16 protein-coding genes and 2 riboswitches are annotated in these 23,335 nt (G+C 75.4%); of the genes, 9 read left to right on the plus strand and 7 right to left on the minus strand.

Annotated features, from left to right (window positions below; translation table 11 throughout):
* Nucleotides 1–52 precede the first annotated feature (52 nt).
* Nucleotides 53–146, plus strand: a riboswitch (glycine riboswitch).
* 177 nt (nt 147–323) lie between these two features.
* The 6 genes from gcvPB (at nt 324) to BGO37_RS08600 (ending at nt 6,732) form a co-directional block, all read left to right on the plus strand.
* The gene (gene gcvPB, locus BGO37_RS08575) at nt 324–3,458 is read left to right on the plus strand and encodes an aminomethyl-transferring glycine dehydrogenase subunit GcvPB (RefSeq protein ID WP_291753945.1); all 3,135 of its coding nucleotides are present in this window, start codon (nt 324–326) and stop codon (nt 3,456–3,458) included.
* 14 nt (nt 3,459–3,472) lie between these two features.
* Entirely contained in the window at nt 3,473–4,606 is a 1,134-nt protein-coding gene (gene gcvT, locus BGO37_RS08580) for a glycine cleavage system aminomethyltransferase GcvT (protein WP_291753947.1), read from the plus strand.
* A 22-nt stretch (nt 4,607–4,628) separates the two neighbouring features.
* Nucleotides 4,629–5,003: a glycine cleavage system protein GcvH gene (gene gcvH / locus BGO37_RS08585; RefSeq protein WP_291753949.1), complete on the plus strand. Its 375-nt coding sequence runs from the start codon at nt 4,629–4,631 to the stop codon at nt 5,001–5,003.
* A 290-nt stretch (nt 5,004–5,293) separates the two neighbouring features.
* Nucleotides 5,294–5,530 (plus strand): LuxR C-terminal-related transcriptional regulator, encoded by a 237-nt coding sequence (locus tag BGO37_RS08590; protein ID WP_291753951.1) that lies wholly within the window; start codon nt 5,294–5,296, stop codon nt 5,528–5,530.
* 159 nt (nt 5,531–5,689) lie between these two features.
* Nucleotides 5,690–6,127 (plus strand): (deoxy)nucleoside triphosphate pyrophosphohydrolase, encoded by a 438-nt coding sequence (locus BGO37_RS08595; protein WP_291753952.1) that lies wholly within the window; start codon nt 5,690–5,692, stop codon nt 6,125–6,127.
* Between the two features lie 155 nt (nt 6,128–6,282).
* Nucleotides 6,283–6,732 carry an Hsp20/alpha crystallin family protein gene (locus BGO37_RS08600; RefSeq protein ID WP_291753953.1) on the plus strand — a complete coding sequence of 150 codons (450 nt, stop codon included), beginning with the start codon at nt 6,283–6,285 and terminating at the stop codon, nt 6,730–6,732.
* A 221-nt stretch (nt 6,733–6,953) separates the two neighbouring features.
* Here BGO37_RS08600 and BGO37_RS08605 read toward each other — a convergent pair whose 3' ends face one another.
* From BGO37_RS08605 to BGO37_RS08630, 6 genes are all read right to left on the minus strand, one after another.
* Nucleotides 6,954–8,129, minus strand: coding sequence for an aminotransferase class I/II-fold pyridoxal phosphate-dependent enzyme (locus BGO37_RS08605; RefSeq protein WP_291753955.1), 1,176 nt, complete (start codon nt 8,127–8,129; stop codon nt 6,954–6,956).
* A gap of 9 nt (nt 8,130–8,138) precedes the next feature.
* A complete protein-coding gene (gene metE, locus BGO37_RS08610) occupies nt 8,139–10,460 on the minus strand; it encodes a 5-methyltetrahydropteroyltriglutamate--homocysteine S-methyltransferase (RefSeq protein ID WP_291753957.1) in 2,322 nt (773 codons plus the stop codon).
* Complete coding sequence (locus BGO37_RS08615) at nt 10,460–11,428, minus strand: methylenetetrahydrofolate reductase (RefSeq protein ID WP_291753958.1); 969 nt, start codon at nt 11,426–11,428, stop codon at nt 10,460–10,462. Before BGO37_RS08615 ends, metE begins: the two co-directional genes overlap by 1 nt.
* A gap of 4 nt (nt 11,429–11,432) precedes the next feature.
* Nucleotides 11,433–11,528: riboswitch (SAM riboswitch) on the minus strand.
* Nucleotides 11,529–11,606: 78 nt separating this feature from the next.
* Entirely contained in the window at nt 11,607–11,807 is a 201-nt protein-coding gene (locus BGO37_RS08620) for a hypothetical protein (RefSeq protein WP_291753961.1), read from the minus strand.
* A 70-nt stretch (nt 11,808–11,877) separates the two neighbouring features.
* Nucleotides 11,878–12,447 carry a DNA-3-methyladenine glycosylase I gene (locus tag BGO37_RS08625; RefSeq protein ID WP_291753963.1) on the minus strand — a complete coding sequence of 190 codons (570 nt, stop codon included), beginning with the start codon at nt 12,445–12,447 and terminating at the stop codon, nt 11,878–11,880.
* A 96-nt stretch (nt 12,448–12,543) separates the two neighbouring features.
* Nucleotides 12,544–17,505: a DUF3418 domain-containing protein gene (locus tag BGO37_RS08630; protein WP_291753965.1), complete on the minus strand. Its 4,962-nt coding sequence runs from the start codon at nt 17,503–17,505 to the stop codon at nt 12,544–12,546.
* 292 nt (nt 17,506–17,797) lie between these two features.
* On the opposite strand from BGO37_RS08630, the gene BGO37_RS08635 reads away from it, so the two are divergent.
* From BGO37_RS08635 to BGO37_RS08645, 3 genes are read left to right on the plus strand one after another with little or no spacing between them, the layout of a single operon-like run.
* A complete protein-coding gene (locus BGO37_RS08635) occupies nt 17,798–18,127 on the plus strand; it encodes an STAS domain-containing protein (RefSeq protein WP_291753967.1) in 330 nt (109 codons plus the stop codon).
* 30 nt (nt 18,128–18,157) lie between these two features.
* Nucleotides 18,158–19,285, plus strand: coding sequence for an exonuclease SbcCD subunit D (locus BGO37_RS08640; protein WP_291753969.1), 1,128 nt, complete (start codon nt 18,158–18,160; stop codon nt 19,283–19,285).
* Nucleotides 19,285–22,410 carry an AAA family ATPase gene (locus tag BGO37_RS08645; RefSeq protein ID WP_291753973.1) on the plus strand — a complete coding sequence of 1,042 codons (3,126 nt, stop codon included), beginning with the start codon at nt 19,285–19,287 and terminating at the stop codon, nt 22,408–22,410. The genes BGO37_RS08640 and BGO37_RS08645 overlap by 1 nt, the downstream gene beginning before the upstream one ends.
* Nucleotides 22,411–22,542: 132 nt before the next feature.
* On the opposite strand, the gene BGO37_RS08650 is transcribed toward BGO37_RS08645, so the two are convergent.
* Entirely contained in the window at nt 22,543–22,986 is a 444-nt protein-coding gene (locus BGO37_RS08650; protein WP_291753975.1) for a hypothetical protein, read from the minus strand.
* Between the last annotated feature and the right edge of the window lie 349 nt (nt 22,987–23,335).

The following is a 23,335-nucleotide window of genomic DNA, read 5'->3' on the forward strand; positions in this document are numbered from 1 at the left end:
TGCCGGGGCTCGCCGTCGCGTAGCCTGGCGCCACACAACTGAACACGCTGCTCGAGCCGCGGCGGGAGAGCCCCCGCCGACGAGCGGGGCGCCGTAGGAGCAACCCTCCCCGGGAATCTCTCAGGCACCCGTACCGCCGCGGCGAGGCGACTCTGGAAAGTGGCCCACCTGGGCCCACCGACGGTGCAAGCCGGCGCGTCCCGTTCGACGGACCGGCAAAACTCTCAGGTCGCCCGGCTTGCCGGGCGGATGACAGAGCGGGGAGGCCCCGACCGTTCCGGCCGTCTTCGTCGTGCCGGACGCCCCTCAAGGAGGCCCCGGCGATGGACAGCGTGACGCACCAGACCCCGCCCGCGCGTGACTTCGCCGACCGTCACATCGGGCCGCGCGGCCCGCAGGTGGACCGCATGCTCGCGGCGATCGGGTACGACGACCTCGCGGCGCTCGTCGACGCCGCCGTGCCGGCCGCGATCCGCACGCAGCGGCCGCTCGATCTGCCGCTCGCCCGCAGCGAGGCCCAGGTGCTGGCCGCGCTGCGCGGCCTGGCGGGGCTGAACCGACCGCTGGTGTCGATGATCGGCCAGGGCTACTACGGCACCGTGACCCCCGCGGTGATCAGGCGGAACGTGCTCGAGTCGCCCGCCTGGTACACGAGCTACACGCCCTACCAGGCCGAGATCAGCCAGGGCCGGCTCGAGGCGATGCTGACGTTCCAGCAGCTCGTCGAAGACCTCACCGGGCTGGCCGTCGCCGGGGCGTCGCTGCTCGACGAGGCGACCGCGGTCGCCGAGGCGGTCGCCCTCATGTGGCGGGCGGCCAAGGGGAAGGCCGGCACCGTGGTGCTCGACGCCGACCTCTTCTCCCAGTCGATCGCCGTGGCGCGCGGGCGCGCCGAGCACGTCGGCCTGCCGGTGGTGGTCGCGGACCTGTCCGCCGGCCTCCCGGACGTCGAGGGCGAGCTCGTCGGCGTCGTCGTGCAGCAGGTGGGCGCCTCCGGCCGGCTCCACGACGTCGCCGCCGTCGTCGAGGCCGCCCACGCCCGCGGCGCGCTGGTCACGGTCGCCGCGGACCTCCTGGCCCTCACCGTGCTGGCCGCCCCGGGCGACCTCGGTGCGGACGTCGCCGTCGGCAGCGCCCAGCGGTTCGGCGTGCCGATGTTCGGCGGCGGGCCGCACGCCGCGTTCATCGCCGTCCGCTCGGGCCTGGAGCGCCAGCTGCCCGGCCGGATCGTCGGCGTCTCGGTCGACGCGGACGGCGCCCCCGCCTACCGGCTCGCGCTGCAGACCCGGGAGCAGCACATCCGCCGCGAGAAGGCCACGTCGAACATCTGCACCGCGCAGGCGCTGCTCGCGGTCGTCGCGGCGATGTACGCGGTGCACCACGGCCCGCACGGCCTGCGCGCGATCGCCGAGCGGGTCCACGCCCACGCGGTGTCGCTCGCGGCGCAGCTGCGCGCGGACGGCGTCGAGGTCGAGCACGACGAGTTCTTCGACACGGTCCGCGCGTCCGTCCCCGGCCGTTCCGCGGTGGTCGTCGAGGCGGCGGCCATCCTCGGCATCAACCTGTGGGCGCCCGACCCCGACCACGTCCAGGCGACGTGCGACGAGACGACGACGGGTGCGCACGTGCAGTCCGTGGTGGCGGCGTTCCGCGCCGAGCGCTCGCTGGCGAACGGGCACCCCGACGCGCTGACCGCGCTCGAGGGCACCCACCCGGCGCTCACGGAGGTGTGGGAGCTGCTTCCGCAGCAGCGCGGCGAGGACGACCCCGAGCCCGCCGCGCTCGACGACTCGTCCGATCGGGCTGTGGCGCCCTCGGGTGACGCGGCGGACGGACCGACCGGGACGGCGGCACCGAGGGCGGATGCCAAGGCGACGCCCGCTGGAGCGGGCGACGCCGGAGGCGACGCGAGCAGCGCAAGCACGGCCGGCGTCGAGCCCGCGGAGCCGGCCCATGCCATCGCTGCGTCCAAGCGACGCACGAGCGCGTACCTGCAGCACCCGGTGTTCCACCGGTACCGCAGCGAGACCGCGCTCATGCGCTACCTGCGGCGCCTGTCCGACATGGACCTCGCGCTCGACCGCACGATGATCCCGCTCGGCAGCTGCACCATGAAGCTCAACGCCGCCGTCGAGATGGAGCCCATCAGCTGGCCTGGCTTCGCCGACATCCACCCGTTCGCCCCCGCCGACCAGGTGACGGGCTACGAGCGGCTCGTCGGCGACCTCTCGGCGTGGCTCGCGGAGATCACGGGCTACGACGCGGTGAGCCTGCAGCCCAACGCCGGCAGCCAGGGCGAGTACGCCGGGCTGCTGGCGATCGCCGCCTACCACCGCGCCCGCGGCCAGGGCCACCGCGACGTGTGCCTCATCCCGGCGAGCGCCCACGGCACCAACGCGGCGAGCGCCGCGCTGGCGGGCCTGCGCGTGGTGGTCGTCGCCACCGCCGACGACGGCTCGATCGACCTCGACGACCTGCGGCTCAAGCTCGGCGACCACGAGGGTCACGTGGCGGCGATCATGATGACGTACCCCTCGACGCACGGCGTCTACGAGGAGGGCGTGCGCGCGGTCGCGGAGCTGGTCCACGCGGCCGGCGGCCAGGTCTACATCGACGGCGCCAACCTCAACGCGCTGGTGGGCCTCGCCCGCCCTGCGGAGCTGGGTGGGGACGTCAGCCACCTCAACCTGCACAAGACGTTCTGCATCCCGCACGGTGGCGGCGGACCGGGCGTCGGGCCGGTGGCGGTCAAGGAGCACCTCGCCCCGTTCCTGCCCGGCGACCCCACCCCCGGGACGCACTCGTCCCAGTGGCCGGTGGCGGCCGCCCGGTGGGGGTCGGCGGGGATCCTGCCGATCTCCTGGGCGTACGTGGCGCTCATGGGCGGCGACGGCCTGACCAGGGCGACCGAGGCCGCCGTGCTGGCCGCCAACTACGTCGCCGCCCGCCTGAAGGACGCGTTCCCGGTGCTCTACACGGGCCCCGGCGGGCTCGTCGCGCACGAGTGCATCCTCGACCTGCGGGGCATCACCCACGACACCGGCGTCACCGCCGAGGACGTCGCCAAGCGGCTGGCCGACTACGGGTTCCACGCCCCGACGCTCGCCTTTCCCGTGCCCGGCACCCTCATGGTCGAGCCGACCGAGAGCGAGGACCTCGCCGAGCTCGACCGGTTCGTCGAGGCGATGCTCGCCATCCGGCACGAGATCGACGAGGTCGCGGCGGGCACCTGGCCGCTCGAGGACTCGCCGCTGCGCAACGCGCCGCACACCGCCACGTCCGTGACGGCCGACGAGTGGACCCACCCCTACAGCCGCCAGGTCGCCGCGTTCCCGGTGCCCGGGCTGCGCGCCGACAAGTACTGGCCGCCCGTGCGCCGCATCGACGGCGCGTACGGCGACCGCCACCTCGTCTGCTCCTGCCCGCCGGTCGAGGCGTTCGCGGAGGCGACCAAGTGATCCAGGAGACGAACGTGAGCGAGACCCGCTCCCCGCTGCACGACGAGCACGTCGCGCTCGGTGCCACCATGACGCCCTTCGCGGGCTGGCTCATGCCGCTGCGGTACTCGTCGGACATCGCCGAGCACACCGCGGTGCGGACCGCGGCCGGTCTGTTCGACCTGTCCCACATGGGCGAGATCGCCGTGCACGGACCGGACGCCGCGGCATTCCTCGACCACGCGCTGGTCGGCGCGATCTCGCAGGTCGCGCCGATGCGCGCGAAGTACACGATGATCTGCGCCGCGGACGGCGGCATCATCGACGACCTCGTGGTGTACCGGCTGGCCGACGACGACTACATGATCGTCGCCAACGCGTCGAACGCCGCGACGGTCTACGGCGAGCTCGTCGAGCGGACGGCCGGCTTCTCGGTGGACCTGCGCGACGACTCGTCGGCCACCGCGCTGGTGGCGGTGCAGGGCCCGCGCGCCGCGGAGATCCTGCGTGCCACCGCCGGGCTGGTCGAGGACGCGCAGATCTCGGGCGGCACGGCGTTCGACGCGCTGCGGTACTACGCGTGCCTGCGCATGCGGTTCGAGGGGCAGCCCGTGCTCGTCGGCCGCACCGGGTACACCGGCGAGGACGGCTACGAGATCTGGCTCGAGGCCGACCGGGCCGTGGCCCTGTGGCGCGCGCTGCTCGCGGCGGGCCAGCCGTTCGGGCTTGTCCCGGCGGGCCTCGCGGCTCGCGACAGCCTGCGGCTGGAGGCCGGGATGCCGCTGTACGGCAACGAGCTGGACCGCACGACGACGCCGTACGACGCCGGCCTCGGGCGGGTCGTCGTGCTCGACAAGCCCGGGTCGCCCGACTTCGTCGGGCGCGCGGCCCTGGTCGCCCGGGCCGAGGCGGAACCGCACCGCGTGCTCGTCGGGATCGTCGGCGAGTCGCGCCGGGCGGCGCGGCACGGCTACCCGGTGCTGTCCGGCGCCGACGTCGTCGGCACGGTGACCTCGGGGGCGCCGTCCCCGACGCTCGGCGTGCCGGTGGCCATGGCCTACGTCACGCCGGACGTCGCCGCCGAGGGCACCCCGCTCGCGGTCGACGTGCGCGGCCGCGCCGAGCCCGTGCGCGTGGTGCCCCTCCCCTTCTACCGTCGTCCTCGCTGACCCCAACCCCGAAGGAGCCCCCATGAGCGGCCAGCCGCCCGCGGACCTGCAGTACACCGTCGAGCACGAGTGGTACGCGGCCGGTGCGCCCGCCACCGTCGGGATCACCGACGTCGCGGCGGACGCCCTCGGCGACATCGTCTACCTCGAGCTTCCGGCGGTCGGCGACGAGATCGCGGCCGGCGCGGTCGTCGGTGAGATCGAGTCGACCAAGTCGGTGTCGGAGCTCTTCTCGCCGGTCTCCGGCACCGTCGTGGCGGTCAACCAGGCGGCGATCGACGACCCGGCCGTCGTCAATGGGGACCCCTACGGGGCCGGCTGGCTCCTCAAGGTGGACGTCACCGGGACCGGTCAGCTGCTCTCCGCGGAGGAGTACGCGGCCCTCGCGGCTCGCTGACCAGCCGGTCAGCATGGAACCGGTTTCCCGTCGTCAGCCGTGGGTGGGGGGACCTACGTCCCTTGCGCCAAAAGGGTGATTCCGGGCGACCGAATGGTGACCCCGTGTATCTGGGCGCGGACAAAGGGGTCATTCTTGGCGCAGCGCGTTCGGCACCACGGGGGGATCGTGATGACGAGAGGTGCGGGAAACGGCGTCATAGTTCGGCCGACCCCTCCTCTCATCCGGTACGCAGCTGTACAACGACCGTGCGGACGGGCCGCACGGTCGTCGGCAGACCGGAGGGCACCATGAGCATGCTTGAGACCACGAGTACCAGGTCGGCCATCCTCGGCGACCCGCTCACCCGCCGCGAGAAGGTCGTCCTGGCCGAGCTCGGGGAGGACGTCACCCTCGAGGAGATCGCCACGCGACTCTTCGTCACGCGCAACACCGTGAAGTCCCAGGTTCGGTCCGTCTACCGCAAGATCGGCGCCTCGACGCGCGCCGAGGCGGTCGCCTGGGCCCAGGAGCACGGCATCCGCTGAGCTCCCCGGCAGGGGACGCACCACAGACACGAGCTGCCGGCCTCGCGACGTCGACGTCGCCTGGCCGGCAGTACGCGTCTGGGGCCCCGCCGCCGCGTCCCGCCGGCCCTCGTTCCTCGGGGTTCGCGGCGACGCGAGGCGACCTGAGAGACTGCGGCCATGGCCGCACCACAGCTCGTCGTCGCCGGTGCCCTGGTCGACGACCTTCGCGACCCGCGGCGGCTGCTCGCCGCGCGCCGTGCCACACCCGCGAGCCTGGCCGGCCGCTGGGAGTTCCCCGGGGGGAAGGTCGACCCGGGTGAGTCGCCCGACGAGGCGCTGCGCCGGGAGCTCCGCGAGGAGCTGGGCGTGCGCGTCGACGTGGGCGCCGAGCTCGTCGGGCCCGACGACGGCGGGTGGATCCTCTCGACCCGCTACGTGATGCGGCTGTGGCTCGTCGAGGTGGTCTCGGGGATCCCCGAGCCGCTCGTCGAGCACGACCAGGTGCGCTGGCTGGACGTCGGCCAGTGGCTCGACGTGCCCTGGCTGGACTCGGACGTCCGCATCGTCGAGGCCCTCGCCGCCGCCGTCGACGAGGGCACCCTCACCTCCGCCTGACCCGTCACCCCGGCCGTCGTTCACCGTCTGCGAACGCACTGGCACTCGTCGTGCGAGAGTGCTAATTCTGTTCTCGTAGCCACGGACGGCCGAACGGCCGCCGGCACTCTGGGCCGTGGGAGGTCCACGGCCCGCGCATGACGGAGGTGAGGGCTATGGCTACTCGTTTCGACCCGTTCGCGGAGATGGATCGCCTGCTGGGTCAGATGTTCACGTCGGAGCGCGCGTCGGTCGCGATGCCGATGGACCTGTACCGGGTGGGCGACCACTACGTGCTCCACGTCGACCTGCCGGGCGTCGACCCGGGCAGCATCGACGTCAACGTCGAGGACCGCACGCTGACCATCCGCGCGCAGCGCAGCGCGGCGTCGGAGCAGGGCGACGCCCAGTGGCTGACACGTGAGCGCGCCGTCGGCACCTACGCCCGCCAGCTGACGGTGGGCCGCGGCCTGGCGCTCGACCAGATCTCTGCCACGTACACGGACGGCGTCCTCACGCTGACCATCCCGGTCGCGGAGGAGGCCAAGCCGCGCAAGATCAGCGTGATGCACGGCACCAGCGAGCCGCACACGATCACGGCGGAGTCGACGCCCGCCCAGGGCTGACGCGCGACCGAGGGCCCGGCCACCCGCGAGGGGCCGGGCCCTCGCCATGCCCGCAGTTGCACGCCGCCGAGCGCATCGTTCGTGCTCGAACTCATGGGTTCCCGGCGCCGGAACGCCCGTTCTCGCTGACGAACGATGCGCTCGCCGAACGAGGGGCGCCGGTGGAGCGAGGGTGCCCACCGGAGAGGGACGCCGGGTGGCCCGCGGCGCGGGGCGCGTCGTCAGGCGAGGACGGCCGCCATGCGCGCGATGGCCTCGTCGAGCAACGGGCGTGACGCGGCCAGGTTGAGGCGCGCGAAGCCGTCGCCCTCGACGCCGAACACGCGGCCGTCGACGAGCGCGACCCTGGCCTTGTCCAGCACGACGTCCGCCGGCGAGATCCCCTCCGGGACCCCGGTGGCCCGCAGGTCGAGCCAGCCGAGGTAGGTCGCCTCGGGCGGGATCCACCGCACCGCCGGGAGCCGCTCGGCGAGCAGCCGCCCGACGAGCGACACGTTTCCCGCCAGCGCGTCCAGCAGCCCGTCGAGCCACGGCCCGCCGTGGCGGAACCCCGCCTGGTGGGCGATCGACGCCACGTGGCTGACCCCGCCGGACGCCAGCTCGGGCAGCATCGGGAGCTCGGCCGCCGCCGGGCCGGGGACCGCGACCGCGGCCTTGAGCCCCGCGAGGTTGAACACCTTCGACGCCGTGTGCAGGGAGATCGCGTCGGGGATCACCGTGGTGGTCGGCGTGAACACCGGCCGCGTGCCGTCGGGTCGCGGCGGGACCAGGGCGGCGTGGATCTCGTCGGCCACCACCCGGACCCGCCAGTCCGCGGCGAGCTCGCCGACGGCGGCCAGCTCCTCGGCCGTGTGCAGCACGCCCGTGGGGTTGTGCGGATGGCAGAGGAGGAGCACCGCCCGGTGCCCACCCGCCTTGGCCTGGCCGAACGCGCGGTCGAGCGCGGCGAGGTCGAGCCGCCCGGCCGGCGTCAGCGGGGCCGTGACGATCCGCCGGCCGGCGTGCTCGACGAAGACGCGGAACGGTGCGTACACCGGCGGCGCGATCACCACGGCGTCGCCGGGCTCGGTGAGCAGCCGCAGCACGTGGACGATGCCCTGCATGACGTCCGGCACGAGCCGCGCGGTGGCCGGGTCGACGGTCCAGCCCCACCGCTCGTCGGCGAACGAGGCGAACGCCTCGACGTACCCGCGGTCACCCTCGTAGCCGGTGTCCCCGCTGGTCATGGCGTCGTGGACGGCACGGATGATCGGCTCCGGGGGCACCACGTCCATCTCGGCGACGAACAGCGGCAGCACGTCCGCCGGATAGCGCCGCCACTTCTCGGACGTCCGCTTCCGGAGCTCGGCGAGCGGCACGTCGAACGGTGCCACCGCCTGCTCGTCGTGCTCGGTCACGTCAGCGCCTCACAGCGTGGCGCGGACCGCGCGCGTCGCCGCCAGGATGTGCTCGAGGGAGGGGGTGACCTCCTCGTACCGGCGCGTCTTGAGCCCGCAGTCGGGGTTCACCCACAGCTGGCCCGGGTCGATCGCGTGGGCCGCGCCGGCGAGCAGCTCGGTGACCTCGTCGACCGACGGGACGCGCGGCGAGTGGATGTCGTAGACGCCGGGGCCGATGCCGCGCTCGTAGCCGGCGGCGGCGATGTCGTCGACGATCTCCATCTTCGAGCGCGCCGCCTCGATCGACGTCACGTCCGCGTCCAGGTGGTCGATCGCACCGAAGATCTGGCCGAACTCCGAGTAGCACAGGTGCGTGTGGATCTGGGTGTCCGGCCGCACGCCGCTCGTCGCCAGCCGGAAGGAGCGCACCGACCAGTCGAGGTAGGCGGCGTGCTGCGCCGCCCGCAGCGGCAGGAGCTCGCGCAGCGCGGGCTCGTCGACCTGGACGATCGCGATGCCCGCCGCCTCGAGGTCGGCGATCTCGTCGCGCAGCGCGAGGGCCACCTGGTTCGCGGTGTCACCCAGGGGCTGGTCGTCGCGCACGAACGACCACGCCAGGATCGTCACCGGGCCGGTGAGCATGCCCTTGACGGGCTTGCTGGTCAGCGACTGGGTGTACGACGACCAGTCGACGGTGATCGCCTTCGGCCGCGACACGTCGCCCCACAGGATCGAGGGACGCGTGCACCGGGACCCGTACGACTGCACCCAACCGTTCTCCGTCACCGCGAAGCCGTCGAGGTTCTCCGCGAAGTACTGCACCATGTCGTTGCGCTCGGGCTCGCCGTGGACCAGCACGTCGAGTCCGATCTGCTCCTGCAGCTCCACGACGCGCCGGATCTCGGCGCGCATCTCGTCCTCGTACTGGGCGTCGGTCAGCTCGCCCCGCGCGTGCGCGGCCCGCGCCAGCCGGATCTCGGGCGTCTGCGGGAAGGAGCCGATCGTCGTCGTCGGCAGCGCCGGCAGGTGGAGCCGGGCCTCCTGGGCGGCGCGGCGCGCCGCGAACGGGCCGCGGTGGAAGGCCTCGTCGTCCAGCCCGGCGACGCGGTCGCGGACGGCGGGCACGACGACCCCGGGGGCGGCCGCGCGGGCGGCACGGGCGTCGGCCGCCGCGAGCAGCGCCTCGTGGATCGCCTCCCGGCCCTCGGAGAGGCCGGTCGCCAGGGTGACGACCTCGACGACCTTCTGGTCGGCGAACGCCAGCCAGTCCTTGAGGGACGCGTCGAGGTGCGGCTCGTCGGCCACGTCGTGCGGCACGTGGAGCAGCGAGGTCGACGTGCCGACCGTCACCGCGGCGGCTCCCACCGTCTCGAGCCTCTCGAGCGTGGCCAGTGCCGCGTCGAGGTCCGCCCGCCAGATGTTGTGGCCGTCGATCACGCCGCCGACCAGGGTCGTCGTCTCCAGGCCCGGTACCCGTCCGGCCGGCAGCCCGCCCCGGACCAGGTCCAGCGCGATCGCCTCGACGGCGGTCGCGGCCAGGGCCGGCAGGGCCGCGCCGAGGTCGCCGTAGGGTGCCGCGACGAGGATCGCCGGGCGGTCGGTGAGCGCGCCGAGCACGTCGTACGCGCGGGCCGCCGCGGCGACCAGCCGCTCGGCCGGCACGGCCGTCGACTCGGACACGAGCGCCGGCTCGTCGAGCTGCACCCACGTGGCGCCCGCGGCGGCCAGCGCGGCCAGCACCTGCCCGTAGACGGTGAGCACGTCGTCGAGCCGGTCGATCGGCGCGAAGTCGTCGGGCGACCCGGCGGCCGCCTTGGCCAGCGCGAGGAACGTCACCGGGCCGACCAGCACGGGCCGGGTCAGCACGCCGTCGGCGAGGGCCTCCGAGAGCTCGCGCACCACGCGGTCGTCGGCGAACCGGAACGCCGTCGCCGGCCCGATCTCGGGGACGAGGTAGTGGTAGTTCGAGTCGAACCACTTGGTCATCTCGAGGGGCAGGTCGTCGCCGCGGCCGCGGGCCAGCGTCGAGTAGCCGGCCAGGTCCAGCCGCCCGTCGGCGGACGGCAGGTCCGCGAACCGCTCCGGGATGGCGCCGGTGAGCACCACCGCGTCGAGCACCTGGTCGTAGAACGAGAAGTTGCCCGGGATCGCGGCGTCGTCGGTGCTCAGGCCGAGCGCGGCCAGCCGGTCGCGCGTGCGCTTGCGCAGCGCGGCGGCGGTCGCCTCGACCTCGTCGGCGCTCGCCCTGCCGGCCCAGAAGGCCTCGAGCGCCTTCTTCAGCTCGCGGCGGGGACCGATCCGGGGGTAGCCCAGGATCGTGCCGGCGGGGAAGGCGTGGGACTGCGTCATCAGGGGTTCCTCGGGGTGGGGCGGGCGGTGAGGTCGGCGGCGTCGAGCAGGTCGAGCGCCGCCTCGTGACGGTTGAACGTGTACAGGTGGATGCCGGGCGCGCCGCCGTCGAGCACCCCGGCGACGAGGTCCGCGGCGAAGCGGATCCCCCGGCGGTGGCGCTCGGCCTCGTCGTCGGCCGAGCCCAGGAGCTCGAGCAGCTCGCGGGGCACCGGGACGCCGGTCAGCTCTTGGGTCCGCAGCAGTCTGGCAGGGTCGGTCGTCGCCAGGAGCCCCGGGATGATCGGGATGGTCACGCCCTTGTCGCGCGCCTCTGCCACGAGCTCGAGGTAGGCGGCCGCGTCGTAGAACACCTGCGTGATGGCGAAGTCCGCGCCGGCCCTCTGCTTGTCGAGGAGCGCCTGGATGTCCTGCGCGCGGGTGCTGCCGGTGACGGCGTTGCCGCGCGGGAAGGCGGCGACCGCGACCGACAGCGGCTTGACGCGGGCTCGCACCGCCTGCGCCGAGCTCGTCGCGCACCGGTTCGCCTCGATCTCGCGCAGCAGCGCGACGAGCCCGGCGGCCGTCGGCACGCCCTGGGGGTGCGGGTGCCACGAGTCCGCGTCCGACGGCGGGTCGCCGCGCAGCGCGAGGAAGGAGCGCACGCCCTCGTCGAGGAACTCGCCGACGATCGTCGTGACCTCCTCGCGCGAGGTCCCGACGCAGGTCAGGTGGGCGATCGGGGTGAGCGTCGTCTCGCGCAGGATGCGGCTGACGAGCGCGCGCGACGTGGTCCGGGTCCGTCCGGAGGCGCCGTACGTGACGGAGACGAAGTCGGGGTGCACCGCCTCCAGCGCGCGGACGGTCTCCCACGTGCGGGGGGCGTTGTCGATGTCGCGCGGCGGGAACAGCTCGAACGAGAGGGTGGGCCGGTCCGCGGCCGCGCGCGGCGGTCCGGCGGTCGCCGTGCCCACGGCGGGCTCGTTCATCACGTCTCCATCGTTCCCGGCGGAAGCACCCACTCCTCATGCGCTGAGGGGGTTGCTGCGGCGTCGACGAACCGGGTCTCTCGGCCGCTCTGGATGGTCCCTGGGATGGTACGTACCCGCTCACATGGCGGGCAAGCGATCCCAGAGGGCGAGACGATGGGGTGCGGCAGGCGAACGGTCAGCGGTGCCGGGTGGCGAGGCCCTCTTCGCCCCGCTGCGGTGGGCGCTGCCACGGCAGCGAGCCCGCGGCGCCGACCGGCACGGTGTGCAGCGCCCGGTCGAGGCGCAGGAGCATGGTGAGGTCGGCGTCGGCGGGCGCCGAGTACGCCCGGGCCGCCCCGCGCAGCACCTCGCCGGAATCGTCCGACTTGTCGCCCATGGCGCGATGCTAGCTCCGGTGCGGCGCGCCACCAGCGGCCGGAGCGAGGAATCACCCGGGTCAATGGCGATCAGCCGGCGTCACGCACCGCCGAGCAGCCGACGAGGTGGTCGTCCACGACACCGCACGCCTGCATGCTCGCGTAGGCGGTGGTCGGCCCGACGAACCGGAACCCGAGCGACTTCAGCTCGCGCGCGAGCGCCACGGACTCGGAGGAGGTCGACGGCACGTCCGCCCAGGTGGCCGGCCGTGGCCGCGGGAGGTCCGGGCGGTGGGACCAGAGCACCTCGTCGAGCGTGCGTCCCTGCTCGTGCAGCGCCACCAGAGCGCGGGCGTTGCGGAGGGTCGCGTCGATCTTCAGCCGGTTGCGGACGATGCCGGGGTCGGCGAGCAGGCGCGTCACGTCGTCGTCCCCGAAGCGCGCGACGGCGACCGGGTCGAAGCCCGCGAACGCCGCGCGGAAGCCCGGCCGCTTGCGCAGCACGATCGCCCAGGACAGGCCCGACTGGAACCCCTCGAGCGCGATGCGCTCGAACAGCGCGGCCTCGTCGTGCACCGGCCGGCCCCACTCGTCGTCGTGGTAGGCCTCCATGAGCGGGTCACCGGTGCCGAAGCAGCGGAAGACGGCTGTCGTGGTCATGGCCGCATCCTCGTCCGGGACGCCGACAGTCGGGGCGCGAACCGCGCACCCGCTGTGCGACAGCCCGCGGCCCGGCCCGGGCTGTGGGCGGCTGGGCTACACCCCGGCGAGGGTCTTGCGGATCCGCGTGGTCGACACCTTCTCCGGCGTGCCGAGGTGCTGGGCGAACAGCGAGACCCGCAGCTCCTCGAGCTGCCAACGGACGGCGTCGAGGGCGGCGTCCCGCGCGGGGTCGGGTGCGGCCGTGGCGGCGCGCGCGAGCGCCTCGTCGTACGCGTCGCTCGCCTCGCGGACCTGGGCCTCGAGGGCCGCGTCGCGGTGCGGGTTCTCGGCGGCCTTGCCCAGCCGGTAGGTGGCGGCCCGGAGGTAGCGGGTCAGCTGGGGCAGGCGTGCCGCGCCGGTGCGCGCGACGAAGCCGGGCCCGACGAGGCCGGCGAGCTGCGACCGGACGTCCCTCGCGGCGGCGACCAGCGCGAGGGAGGACGAGGCCCGCACGGCGGCATCCGCCTCGCGCCAGGCCGTGAGCACGTCGACGAGGGTGCCGACGAGGCGGTGCACCTCGTCCTCCAGGCGGTCGCGGACCTCGGCCCGGACCGTGTCGTACGCCGCGCGGTCGCGGACGGCGGCCGGATCGGGGACCAGCGCGTCGACGGCGGCGAGCTGCACGTCCGTGACCAGGGCCTCCGTGGTGGGGTACGGGCTCGACGCCAGGGCGAGCGCCTGGGCGCCGCTCCACCGGCTGGTGATGCGGGCCGTGCCGAGCCCCACGTCCGCGAGCAGCAGCCGCCGCAGCCCGGCGCGGTGCGCCACCTCGGCCGCCGCCGGGGAGCCGAGCACGCGCACGCCGACCGGACCTCGCGTCCCCGACGTGGCCTGCGCGGTCGTCGTGCCGCGGCCCGTGGCCTGCCCGGCCGCTCCGGGGGCCGGGCGAGCGCCGGGCGGCCCCGAGGTCCCCGGGACGCCCGGCCTGGCGGTGGCCTCGGTGAGGTCGACCAGGGCGGGGTACGCCCGGACGACGACGCCGCGGGCGGTGGTCTCGACAACCGGCGGGAGCGTGAGGTCGGCCGGCCAGGTGGTGAGGCCCTCGCGCTCGAGACCGTCCGGTGCGGGCTCGTCGGGCGCCGTGGGCGCGCCCCTGTGGGGAAGGTTCGAGTCGCCAGGCGGACCGGATGTTCCCCGTTGGGGGCCCTGCGGCCCGCCGCCCGAAGGACGGGCACCGGGGAGCTCCGCCCGTGCGGGGGCGGACACCTCGGGCGTGCTCGCCCCGGGGGCCCCGGCGGCACCGGGTGGGGCGGGGTTCGATGCTGCGGCGCGGGCCTCCTCCATGGCGGCGCGCACCGCGGTGCGGACCGCCGACGAGACGGCCTCGTCGGACCGCGCCACCAGGCGCCGCTGCAGCGTCAGCAGGTCCTTGCCCTCGTCGACGACCCCGCCGGCGTCGACCACCCGGAAGGTCATGCGCAGGTGGGCCGGCAGGCGCTCGTCATCGAACGAGTCCGCCGGCACGTCGACGTCGCGCAGGGCCCTGACCGCGGCGGTGAACGCCTCGTGGAACGACGGCGCGGCGTCGGCCGCGCGGACGGTGTCCTCCCACGAGGCCAGGTGCGCGTCCATCCACTCGTCGACGGCGCGGGCGACGTCCGGCGCCGGCACGAGCTGGACCCGGACCGCCTTCGGCAGGCTGCGGATGGTCGCCTGGATCAGCTCGGCGCGCAGCCCGGGCACCATCCAGTCGAAGCCCTCCGGGCGCAGCCGCGGCAGCACGACGAGCGGCACGTGCACCGTCACGCCGTCCGCCTCGGTGCCGGGCTCGAACTGGTAGGTCAGCGGGAGGCGCGCGTCGCCGGCGGGCCACCGCTCCGGGAAGGCGTGCGTGTCGATCGCGGCCGCCCCCGGGCGCAGCACCACGTCACGCGTGAAGGTCAGCAGGTCCGGCGTCGCACGCCGGGCGCCTTTCCACCAGGCGTCGAAGTGACGGGCGGAGACGACGTCGTCGGGCACCCGCTCGTCGTAGAAGTCGAAGAGCGCGTCGTCGTCGACGACGAGGTCGCGCCGGCGGGCCCGCGCCTCGAGCCCCTGTGCCTCCTCCAGCAGCCGGCGATTGGCGTGGAAGAACTGGTGGTGCTTGGTCCACTCGCCGTCGACGAGCGCGTGCCGGATGAACAGCGCGCGCGCCTCGACCGGGTCGACCTTCGCCAGGAGCACGCGGCGGCCCGCGACGAGCGGGATGCCGTAGAGGAGCACCTTCTCGGTGACGGTCGCGGCGCCCTGGCGGGACGCCCAGCCGGGGTCGGAGTACGTGCGCCGGACGAGGTGGGCGGCCTGCTCCTCGACCCACTCCGGCCGGATCCGCGCGACGTCCCGGGCCCAGAGGCGGGACGTCTCGACGAGCTCGGCGGCCATGAGCCAGCTCGGCGGGCGCCGGGCCAGCGGGGAGCCCGGGAAGATCGCGAACCTGGCGCCGCGCGCGCCGAGGTACTCGTTGCGGGGTCGGGGAGGCCGGCCGGGCGTCGCCGCACGACGAGGCGCGGCGGCGACCTCCGTGGCGAGCTGCATGCCGACCTGGGAGACCAGCCCGGACAGCACGGCCTGGTGGATCGCGTCGCCGTCCCAGGCCCAGCGGGTGCGGACCGCCTCGTCGGGGACGGGTTCGGTGGCCGCGGACGACGAGGTCGCGATCGCCCCCGGCGCGACGCGCCGGAGCGGGGCCGAGGACGCGGTGGCGGCTGCACCGGGCGCAACGTGCCGCGGTGGATGGGTGGCGGTGGCCGTCGCGCCGGTGGACCCCTCCCCCCGGCGCTTGGCGCCGCGGCCCGCAGCCCCTCCGGCAGCCGCAGCCCCTGCGGCCGTCGTCCCCTTGTCGGCGGCTCGCGCGGGCTCCGTCGACCCGGGGGGGACGACGGGCGCCGTCCGCTCGTCATCCAGCGCTCGGGGCGCGCCCTTGGCGTCGATGCCGAGCGGCTTGGTCAGGTCGCGGAGCTGGGTGACGACGTCCTGCCACTCGCGGATCCGCAGGTAGTTGAGGTGCTCGGCCCGCAGCAGCCGGCGGAAGGCGGAGCCGGAGAGCTCCTTCTGGCGGCGGCGCAGCCAGGTCCACAGGTTGAGGTAGGTGAGGAGGTCCGAGGAGGGGTCCGCGAACCGCGCGTGCAGCGCGTCGGCCTGCTCGCGCTGCTCGGCGGGGCGCTCGCGAGGGTCCTGGATGGACAGCGCGGCGGCGATGACGACGACCTCGCGGGCGACCCCGCGCCGCCCCGCCGCCACGACCATGCGGGCCAGCCGGGGGTCGATCGGCAGCTGAGCCAGCGCCCGCCCGACGTCGGTCAGCCGCACCCGCCCGCTCGTCGCGCCCCCTTCTGGGGCGCCCCCTTCAGCCGCGCCCGCCTGCGCGGCGCCCCCTTCCGCCGCGCCCGCCTGCGCGGCGCTCGCATCGGCGGCGTCGATAGCTCCCGGCGAGGGCGACATCTGGAGAGGTCGACCTCGCACGGGACTATCGACCGCGCTGCCCTCCGACGCGCTGATCGGGCCAGCCGCGGACGTGCCGAGTCGGCGGGCCGACGCGGGTTCGGGAGCGGTGGTGAGGGCGCCGAGCTCCGTCAGGAGCGTCACGCCGTCGCGCACCGCGCGGACGTCCGGGCGGTCGACGAAGGGGAACTCGGCGACCTCGTCGGGCGACGCGACGACGCCGACCGCGACCATCTGGAGGATGACCGAGGCGAGCGAGGTGCGCAGGATCTCCGGCTCCGTGTACCGGGGCCGCGCGGCGAAGTCCTCCTCGCCGTAGAGACGGATCGCGACGCCGGGTGCCAGGCGCCCCGAGCGGCCGGAGCGCTGGTTGGCGGACGCCTGCGAGATCGGCTCGATGGGCAGCCGCTGCACCTTCGTCGCCTTGGAGTAGCGCGAGATGCGCGCCGTCCCCGCGTCCACCACGTAGCGCACGCCCGGGACGGTGAGCGAGGTCTCGGCGACGTTGGTCGCCAGCACGATGCGGCGCGCGGCGTGCGGCTCGAAGACGCGGCGCTGCTCGGCCGCCGACAGCCGCGCGTACAGCGGCAGCAGCTCGAGGGCGTCGGGCCGGCGCGGGTCGGCCAGCCGGGGGCCGAAGGCGCCCTGCAGCGCGTCGGCGGCGTCTCGGATCTCCCGCTCGCCCGAGAGGAACACGAGGATGTCGCCGGGCCCCTCCGCCATGAGCTCGCCGACCGCCTCGACGATCGCGGTGTCGAGGTCCTTCGGCTCGCGCGGGGCGGCCGGCTTCGTCGTACGCCGCGCGCCGCCGCCCGCACGGCCGTTGCCCGACGAACGGCCGGCGCCCGGACGGCCGGCGCCCGACGAACGGTCGTCGTCCGACGAGGCCATGCCGTCCTCGTCGTCCGCGGCCGGTGCGGGCTCCGGGCTCAGCGGGCGGTAGCGGATCTCGACGGGGTAGGTCCGCCCGGTGACCTCGACGATCGGGGCGGGCTCGCCGGAGGCGGGCGCGAAGTGGGAGGCGAACCGCGCGGAGTCGATCGTCGCGGACGTGATGACGAGCTTGAGGTCGGGCCGGCGCGGCAGCAGCCGCGTGAGGTACCCGAGCAGGAAGTCGATGTTGAGGCTGCGCTCGTGCGCCTCGTCGATGATGAGGGTGTCGTAGCGCCGCAGCATCGGGTCGCGCTGGATCTGCGCCAGCAGCACGCCGTCGGTCATCACCTTGACGAGCGTCTCGTCGGCCGACTCGTCGGTGAAGCGCACCTGGTACCCGACGGCCCCGCCGAGGGGCGCGCCGAGCTCGAAGGCGATGCGCTCGGCGACGGAGCGGGCGGCGATGCGGCGGGGCTGGGTGTGGCCGATCTGCCCGGCGCGGCCGCGCCCGAGGTCGAGCAGGATCTTCGGCAGCTGGGTCGTCTTGCCCGAGCCGGTCTCCCCCGCGACGACGACGACCTGGTGGGCGGCGATCGCCGCGGCGATGTCCGCCCGACGAGCGGAGACCGGCAGCTCCTCGGGATACGTGATCGGGGGCAGCACCAACGCCGCGCGTGCCGCGGCGGCCCGCGCGAGGCGGTGCGGCGGGCGGGCGGCGGTCACGGCGGTCCATCCTCCCCCACGGCGGTGCCGGACCGTCGCGACGGGCCCCTCGCGGCCCGCATCGGCCTCGCCGCAGGATTCCAGTGGTCTCACACAGGGGTCGAAGAGATTTCCCAGGCACGGGCGCCATGCTTCAATCGCTTTGGTCCACGTTGGGAACTTCGGTGGCGACGGTCACGTTCAGGTCGAGGGAAAGTCAACCCGGTGTTAGGGATGACTCTGTCGGTCGGACGACGTATGGTCGCTCTCGGCCGGCCCGACGACGCGCCGACCGTGATCGCGAGGAGCTGGGATGGACGACCTGCGGACTGCCGCACCGGACCGCATCGGGGTCGAGGTGGTGGACGGCAGCACGGTCGTCCGCCTGGTCGGGGAGATCGACGCCGACCTGCGCACGCAGGCGAGCGACTGCATGGGCCTCGCGCTCATGCACGGCCTGCCGATCGTCATCGACGCGGAGGACGTCACGTTCGTCGACTCGGCCGGCGTCGCCTTCGTCCTGCAGCTCTCCATGGCCGCGCGCGAGGCCGGGATCCCGGTGACGCTGCGCGACCCGCACGGCACGCTGCGCGACGTGCTGGCCGTGGTGTGGTCCGGACACGCCGGAGACGCCTGGGTCTGAGCTGTCGGTGGGCCTGGTTACCGTCGGGCCATGCGGCTGCTCCACACCTCCGACTGGCACCTGGGCCGCACCCTGCACGGCGTCGACCTGCTCGAGCACCAGGCGGCGTACCTCGACCACCTCGTCGAGCTGGCGCGCGCCGAGCGGGTGGACGCCGTCCTCGTCGCCGGCGACGTGTACGACCGGGCGATCCCGTCGGTGGAGGCGGTCGCCGTCCTCTCCGACGCGCTCGCCCGGCTGTCGGAGAGCACCACGGTGGTCCTGACGTCCGGGAACCACGACTCGTCGACCAGGCTCGGCTTCGGCGCCGCGCTCATGCGGGACCGGCTGCGGCTGAGGACATCCGTGGCGGGGCTTGCGTCCCCGGTCGTCGTCGGCGACACGCTCGTCTACGGGCTGCCGTACCTCGACCCCGACTTCGCGCGTGCCCAGCTGGCCGACGACGACGGGCTGCTGGCCCGGTCCCACGAGGCGGTGCTGGCCGCGGCGATGCGGCGTGTCCGCGCCGACCGTGCGACGCGGGCCGAGCGGCACGCGGTGGTCATGGCGCACGCGTTCGTGACGGGCGGCCAGCCGAGCGAGTCGGAGCGGGACATCCGGGTCGGCGGCGTGGACCAGGTGCCGGCGGGGGTGTTCGCCGGCGCCGACTACGTCGCGCTCGGGCACCTGCACGGGCCGCAGCAGGTGGCGCCCGGGGTCCGCTACAGCGGCTCGCCGCTGGCGTACTCGTTCGGCGAGCAGCACCAGCACAAGTCGACGGCGCTGGTGGACCTGGGGCCTGACGAACTGCGCGTCACACTCGTCCCGGCGCCGGTGCCGCGTGCGCTCGCGGACGTCACGGGGACCCTGGACGAGCTGCTCGCCTCGCCCGCCCACACCGCCGACTGGGTGCGCGTCACCGTGACGGATGCGGCGCGGCCCCCCGACCTGCAGCAGCGCGTGCGCGCCCACTTCCCGCACGCGCTCGTGGTGCTGCACGCCCCGGCCGGCGGCGGCGCCGGCACGTCGCGCGCGGTCGTCGTCGGGGCGGCCTCCGACCCGTTGCAGGTCGCCGCGCAGTTCGTCCTGCACGTCACCGGCGCCGGCCCGGCGCCCGCCGAGGCGGCCGTGCTGCGGCGCGCGTACGAGGACGTCGTCGGGGCGGAGCGGAGCGCCTGATGGAGCTGCGCACGCTGACGCTCCAGGCGATCGGCCCCTTCGCGGGCCGGCACACGATCGACTTCGCGCAGCTCGGCGCGTCGGGCCTGTTCCTGCTGGAGGGGCCCACCGGCGCGGGCAAGTCGACGCTCATCGACGCCGTCGTGTTCGCGCTCTACGGCACGGTCGCCTCCGCGCAGACCTCCGACGAGCGGCTGCGGTCCACCGCGGCGGACGCCGACACCGAGAGCTTCGTCGACCTGGTCGTCGAGGTGCCCGCCGGGGTGTTCCGCATCCGGCGGTCGCCCCAGTACGAGCGCACGAAGCGGCGCGGCGAGGGCACGACCACGCAGCAGGCGACCGTGCGGGCGTGGCGGATGCCGCCGGAGACGCCGGCGGGGGCGACCCCCGAGGAGCTGGACGCCTACGGCGAGCCGTTGGGCAACCGGCTCGACGAGGTCGGCCAGCTCGTGGCGGGCTGGCTGGGGCTGGACCGCCAGCAGTTCGTGCAGACCGTGGTGCTGCCCCAGGGCGAGTTCGCCAGCTTCCTGCGGGCCAAGCCGGAGGACCGCCGGCTGCTGCTGCAGAGGATCTTCGGCACCCAGGTGTACGAGGACCTGGCGGCCCGGCTGGCCGAGCTGCGGCGGGAGGCGAACGCCGCGGTGACCGCGGCCGGCGGTGCGCTGAGCGAGGCGGTGTCGCACCTGGTCGGCGCCGCACGGCTGGGCGACGAGGACGCGGCCGGGCTGCGGTCGGAGCTGGACGCCGCGGTGGTGGCGGCACGCGCGCTCGCGGTGCGGTGGGCGGCCGAGGAGCCCGGCCGGACGGCCGGGGCCGATCCCGTCAAGGTGACCGTCGCTGCCGCGCGGGCAGCGGTCGACGCGCGAACGTCGTGGCTGGTCGGCGCCGCGGACAAGGCGGCCAAGGCGGCGGCGGCGGCCGATGAGGCCCGGGCGTCGGCGCGGGCGGAGCTCGACCTGGCCGCCACGACGGCGGCTCTGCTGAAGCGTCGCACCGCCTTGCGCACCGAGCGGGAGCTGCTGGAGGCGATGGCCGAGGACGCCGCGGCGCGCACCCACCGCCTCGCCCGGGCGCGGCAGGCCGCGACCGTGCGGACGCTCCTCGACGGGGTCGACGCCGCCGCGACCGCGCTCGAGGCCGCCGCCAAGGAGCTGGCCGCGGCGATCGACGCCGCCCCGGCGGGGCTGGTGCCCACGGGCGCCCCCCACGACGACGTGCTGGGCGGCCGTCTCGACGCCGCCGCCCGCGAGGCCACCGGGATGGTCGCGACGCTCGAGCGGCTGGTGACGGTCGAGGCCGCGCTCCGGGGCCGGGAGGCGGAGCTGGAGGAGCGGTCGACCGGTGCCGAGCGGCTGCGCTCCGAGGTGGCGGTGGTCGCGGAGTGGCTGGCCGCCCGGCCGGGCGAGCGGGCGGCGCTCGTCGGGCGGCTCGACGAGGCGCGGACGCTCGCCGGCGGGCTCGCCGCGCAGGAGGCCGCCGCGCAGGCGGCGCGCGAGCGGCTCGTCGCCCACGACGACCTCGCCGTGGCGCTGGCGGAGCTGCAGGAGGCCGAGGCGAGGCGCTCCGCCGACGCGGCGACGGCAGCAGCAGCGATCGCCGACGAGGCGCGCCTGCGGCAGGCGCGCGTCGCGGGGCTGGCGGGCGAGCTGGCGGAGGCGCTGCAGCCCGGTGCCCCGTGCCCGGTGTGCGGCTCGACCGAGCACCCCGCGCCGGCATCCCTCGAGCCGGGCCACGCGTCGGAAGGCGACGTCGAGGCCGCCGAGCAGGCCCGGTCCGTGGCCGAGGACCGGCTGCGGGTGACGGCACGGCGCGCCGACCGGGCGGCGGGGCGGGTCGCGGCGCTGACGGACCAGGTGGGTGACGGCGACCGTGACGCGGCTGCGTCGGCGGTCGTGGAGGCGGAAGCGGCCGTCGCCGCGTGCGCCGCCGCCGCGGGGCGCCTTCCCGGCCTCACCACCGAGCTGGCGGGGTTCGACGACGAGACCGCCGCCCGGGCCGAGGCACTGCGGCTGGCGGAGGGCGAGCTGGCGGCGGCGGACGCGGGGCTGCGCGCCGACCGGGCGGCGCTGGCCGAGGCGGCCGGAGAGGTGGCGGCGGCGCGCGACGGCCATCCCACGGTCGCGGCGCGGCGTGCGGCCCTCGCCGCTCGCGCACGGGCCGCCGAGGAGGTGCGCGAGGCCCTCGACGCGTGGGACGGCGCCGCCGCGGGCCTGGCCAGGCGCACGGTGGAGCGCGACGCCGGCGTCTCCGACGCCGGTTTCGCCGGGGTCGACGAGGCGAGGGCGGCCCTCCTCGCGCAGGACGAGCTGGCACGCCTGGAGGCGCTCGTGACGCGCCGCGCGGCCGACGAGCAGCGGGTCGCCGCCGGGCTCGCCGAGCCGGACATCGCGGCGCTGCCGGACGCCCTTGTCGTCGACCTCGACTCTGCGACCGACGCCGAGCGCGAGGCCCGCACCCGCTCCGAGGCGGCGGCCGGGGGCGCCCGGCTGGCGAGGGACGTGGCCGATGCGGCACGCGCCTCGGGCGAGGGCGTGGTCCGGTGCGCGCGGACCGCTGCCGAGCGCGTCCGCGACGCCGCGCCCGTCGTCCGGCTGGCCAACCTCGCGGCGGGTGCCGGCGACAACGCGCTGGGGCTGACGCTGGGCACGTTCGTGCTGATGCGGCGGTTCGAGGACGTGGTGGCCGCCGCGAACGAGCGGCTGCTCGTCATGTCGGACGCTCGCTACGAGCTGGTGCGCAGCGACGAGAAGGAGGACGTGCGCGGGCGGACCGGGCTGGCGATGCGGGTCATCGACCACGTCAACGACGCGGCCCGGGACCCGCGGACCCTGTCCGGCGGCGAGACGTTCTACGTGTCGCTCTGCCTGGCGCTCGGGCTCGCCGACGTGGTGACCGCCGAGGCCGGCGGCATCGACCTCGGCACGCTCTTCGTCGATGAGGGCTTCGGGTCGCTGGACCCGCACGTGCTGGACCAGGTGCTCGCCGAGCTCGGCCGGCTGCGGGCGGGCGGGCGCGTGGTGGGCGTCGTGTCGCACGTCGAGGCGCTCAAGCAGGCGATCGCCGACCGCGTCGAGGTGCGGCCGCGTCCCGACGGCACGAGCACGCTCACGGTGCGCGCGGGCTGACGCGGGTCCCGTGCGGCGGGTGCGAGCCGACGGTGATCGCCGCGGCACGTGCCCGTGGACACGGCGGGCCTCCTCGCGGGCGCCGGGTGAGGAGCCCGCGGGCGTCGAGCACCGCGCCGCGCGGTCGGCGGCCTACCAGGCCCAGCCGCGCCCGGCGAGCTCGACCTCCTCACGGAAGCGCTCCGCGGGATCCCCCTTGGCGTGCGGCGGTATCTCGACGCCGGCCAGGTGGCACGCCTCCTCGAGGAGGTAGTCGTACGCCATCTGTGACGCGATGATCCGCTCCGCCCGGGCCATGGCGCGCTTGTCGGCCTCGAGGGCCTGCACGTAGCGCGCGACGATGCCCAGCCGGTCCTGCACCCGAAGCGTGTCGAACGGGTCGGGCAGCTCGTCCCGGTGCGCGTGGCGCAGGCGCGCGGCGAGCCGTTCGAGGTGGTTGGCCAGCCAGATGCGCCAGCGGGGCCGGTCCTCGCCCGGCATCAGCCGCAGCAGGGCGTAGAAGACCAGCCCTGGGACCAGGGTGGCGAGCACCACTGCCGCAGCCCACATCGTCGCCCCCGAGGGAACTGGCTCCACGTTCAGGGTAGGAGCGAAATGTGGCCTGCGCCACAGGTTTCGGGCCCATGTGCGTGCCCCGAGCCCCGGGTGCCGGCGAGGGTTGGCCTCTCCGGTGCCGCCCGCCGGCGCCACGGCGAAGGGCCGTACCGTGGACCGCTGGACGGACCGGAAGCGAAGATCCCTCCTCGGGAATGACGACGGACCGGGACGCCGGCTCGGACGGCACGGGCCCACCCGGCGACGGGGGCCGCACGACGAGGGCCGCACGACGAAGGCCGCACGACGAAGGCCGCACGACGAAGGCCGCACGACGAGGGCCGCACGACGAAGGCCGCACGACGAGGGCCGCACGACGAAGGCCGCACGA

The sequence above is a fragment of the Cellulomonas sp. 73-92 genome (assembly GCF_001898175.1).
Classification (GTDB): Bacteria; Actinomycetota; Actinomycetes; order Actinomycetales; family Cellulomonadaceae; genus Cellulomonas.

What these genes read in the sequence shown, in the direction of transcription:
- gcvPB (WP_291753945.1), top strand. Translation starts at nt 324, where the DNA reads ATGGACAGCGTGACGCACCAGACCCCGCCCGCGCGTGACTTCGCCGAC.
- gcvH (WP_291753949.1), top strand. Translation starts at nt 4,629, where the DNA reads ATGAGCGGCCAGCCGCCCGCGGACCTGCAGTACACCGTCGAGCACGAG.
- BGO37_RS08590 (WP_291753951.1), top strand. Translation starts at nt 5,294, where the DNA reads ATGAGCATGCTTGAGACCACGAGTACCAGGTCGGCCATCCTCGGCGAC.
- BGO37_RS08595 (WP_291753952.1), top strand. Translation starts at nt 5,690, where the DNA reads ATGGCCGCACCACAGCTCGTCGTCGCCGGTGCCCTGGTCGACGACCTT.
- BGO37_RS08600 (WP_291753953.1), top strand. Translation starts at nt 6,283, where the DNA reads ATGGCTACTCGTTTCGACCCGTTCGCGGAGATGGATCGCCTGCTGGGT.
- metE (WP_291753957.1), bottom strand. Translation starts at nt 10,460, where the DNA reads ATGACGCAGTCCCACGCCTTCCCCGCCGGCACGATCCTGGGCTACCCC.
- BGO37_RS08615 (WP_291753958.1), bottom strand. Translation starts at nt 11,428, where the DNA reads ATGAACGAGCCCGCCGTGGGCACGGCGACCGCCGGACCGCCGCGCGCG.
- BGO37_RS08620 (WP_291753961.1), bottom strand. Translation starts at nt 11,807, where the DNA reads ATGGGCGACAAGTCGGACGATTCCGGCGAGGTGCTGCGCGGGGCGGCC.
- BGO37_RS08625 (WP_291753963.1), bottom strand. Translation starts at nt 12,447, where the DNA reads ATGACCACGACAGCCGTCTTCCGCTGCTTCGGCACCGGTGACCCGCTC.
- BGO37_RS08635 (WP_291753967.1), top strand. Translation starts at nt 17,798, where the DNA reads ATGGACGACCTGCGGACTGCCGCACCGGACCGCATCGGGGTCGAGGTG.
- BGO37_RS08640 (WP_291753969.1), top strand. Translation starts at nt 18,158, where the DNA reads ATGCGGCTGCTCCACACCTCCGACTGGCACCTGGGCCGCACCCTGCAC.
- BGO37_RS08645 (WP_291753973.1), top strand. Translation starts at nt 19,285, where the DNA reads ATGGAGCTGCGCACGCTGACGCTCCAGGCGATCGGCCCCTTCGCGGGC.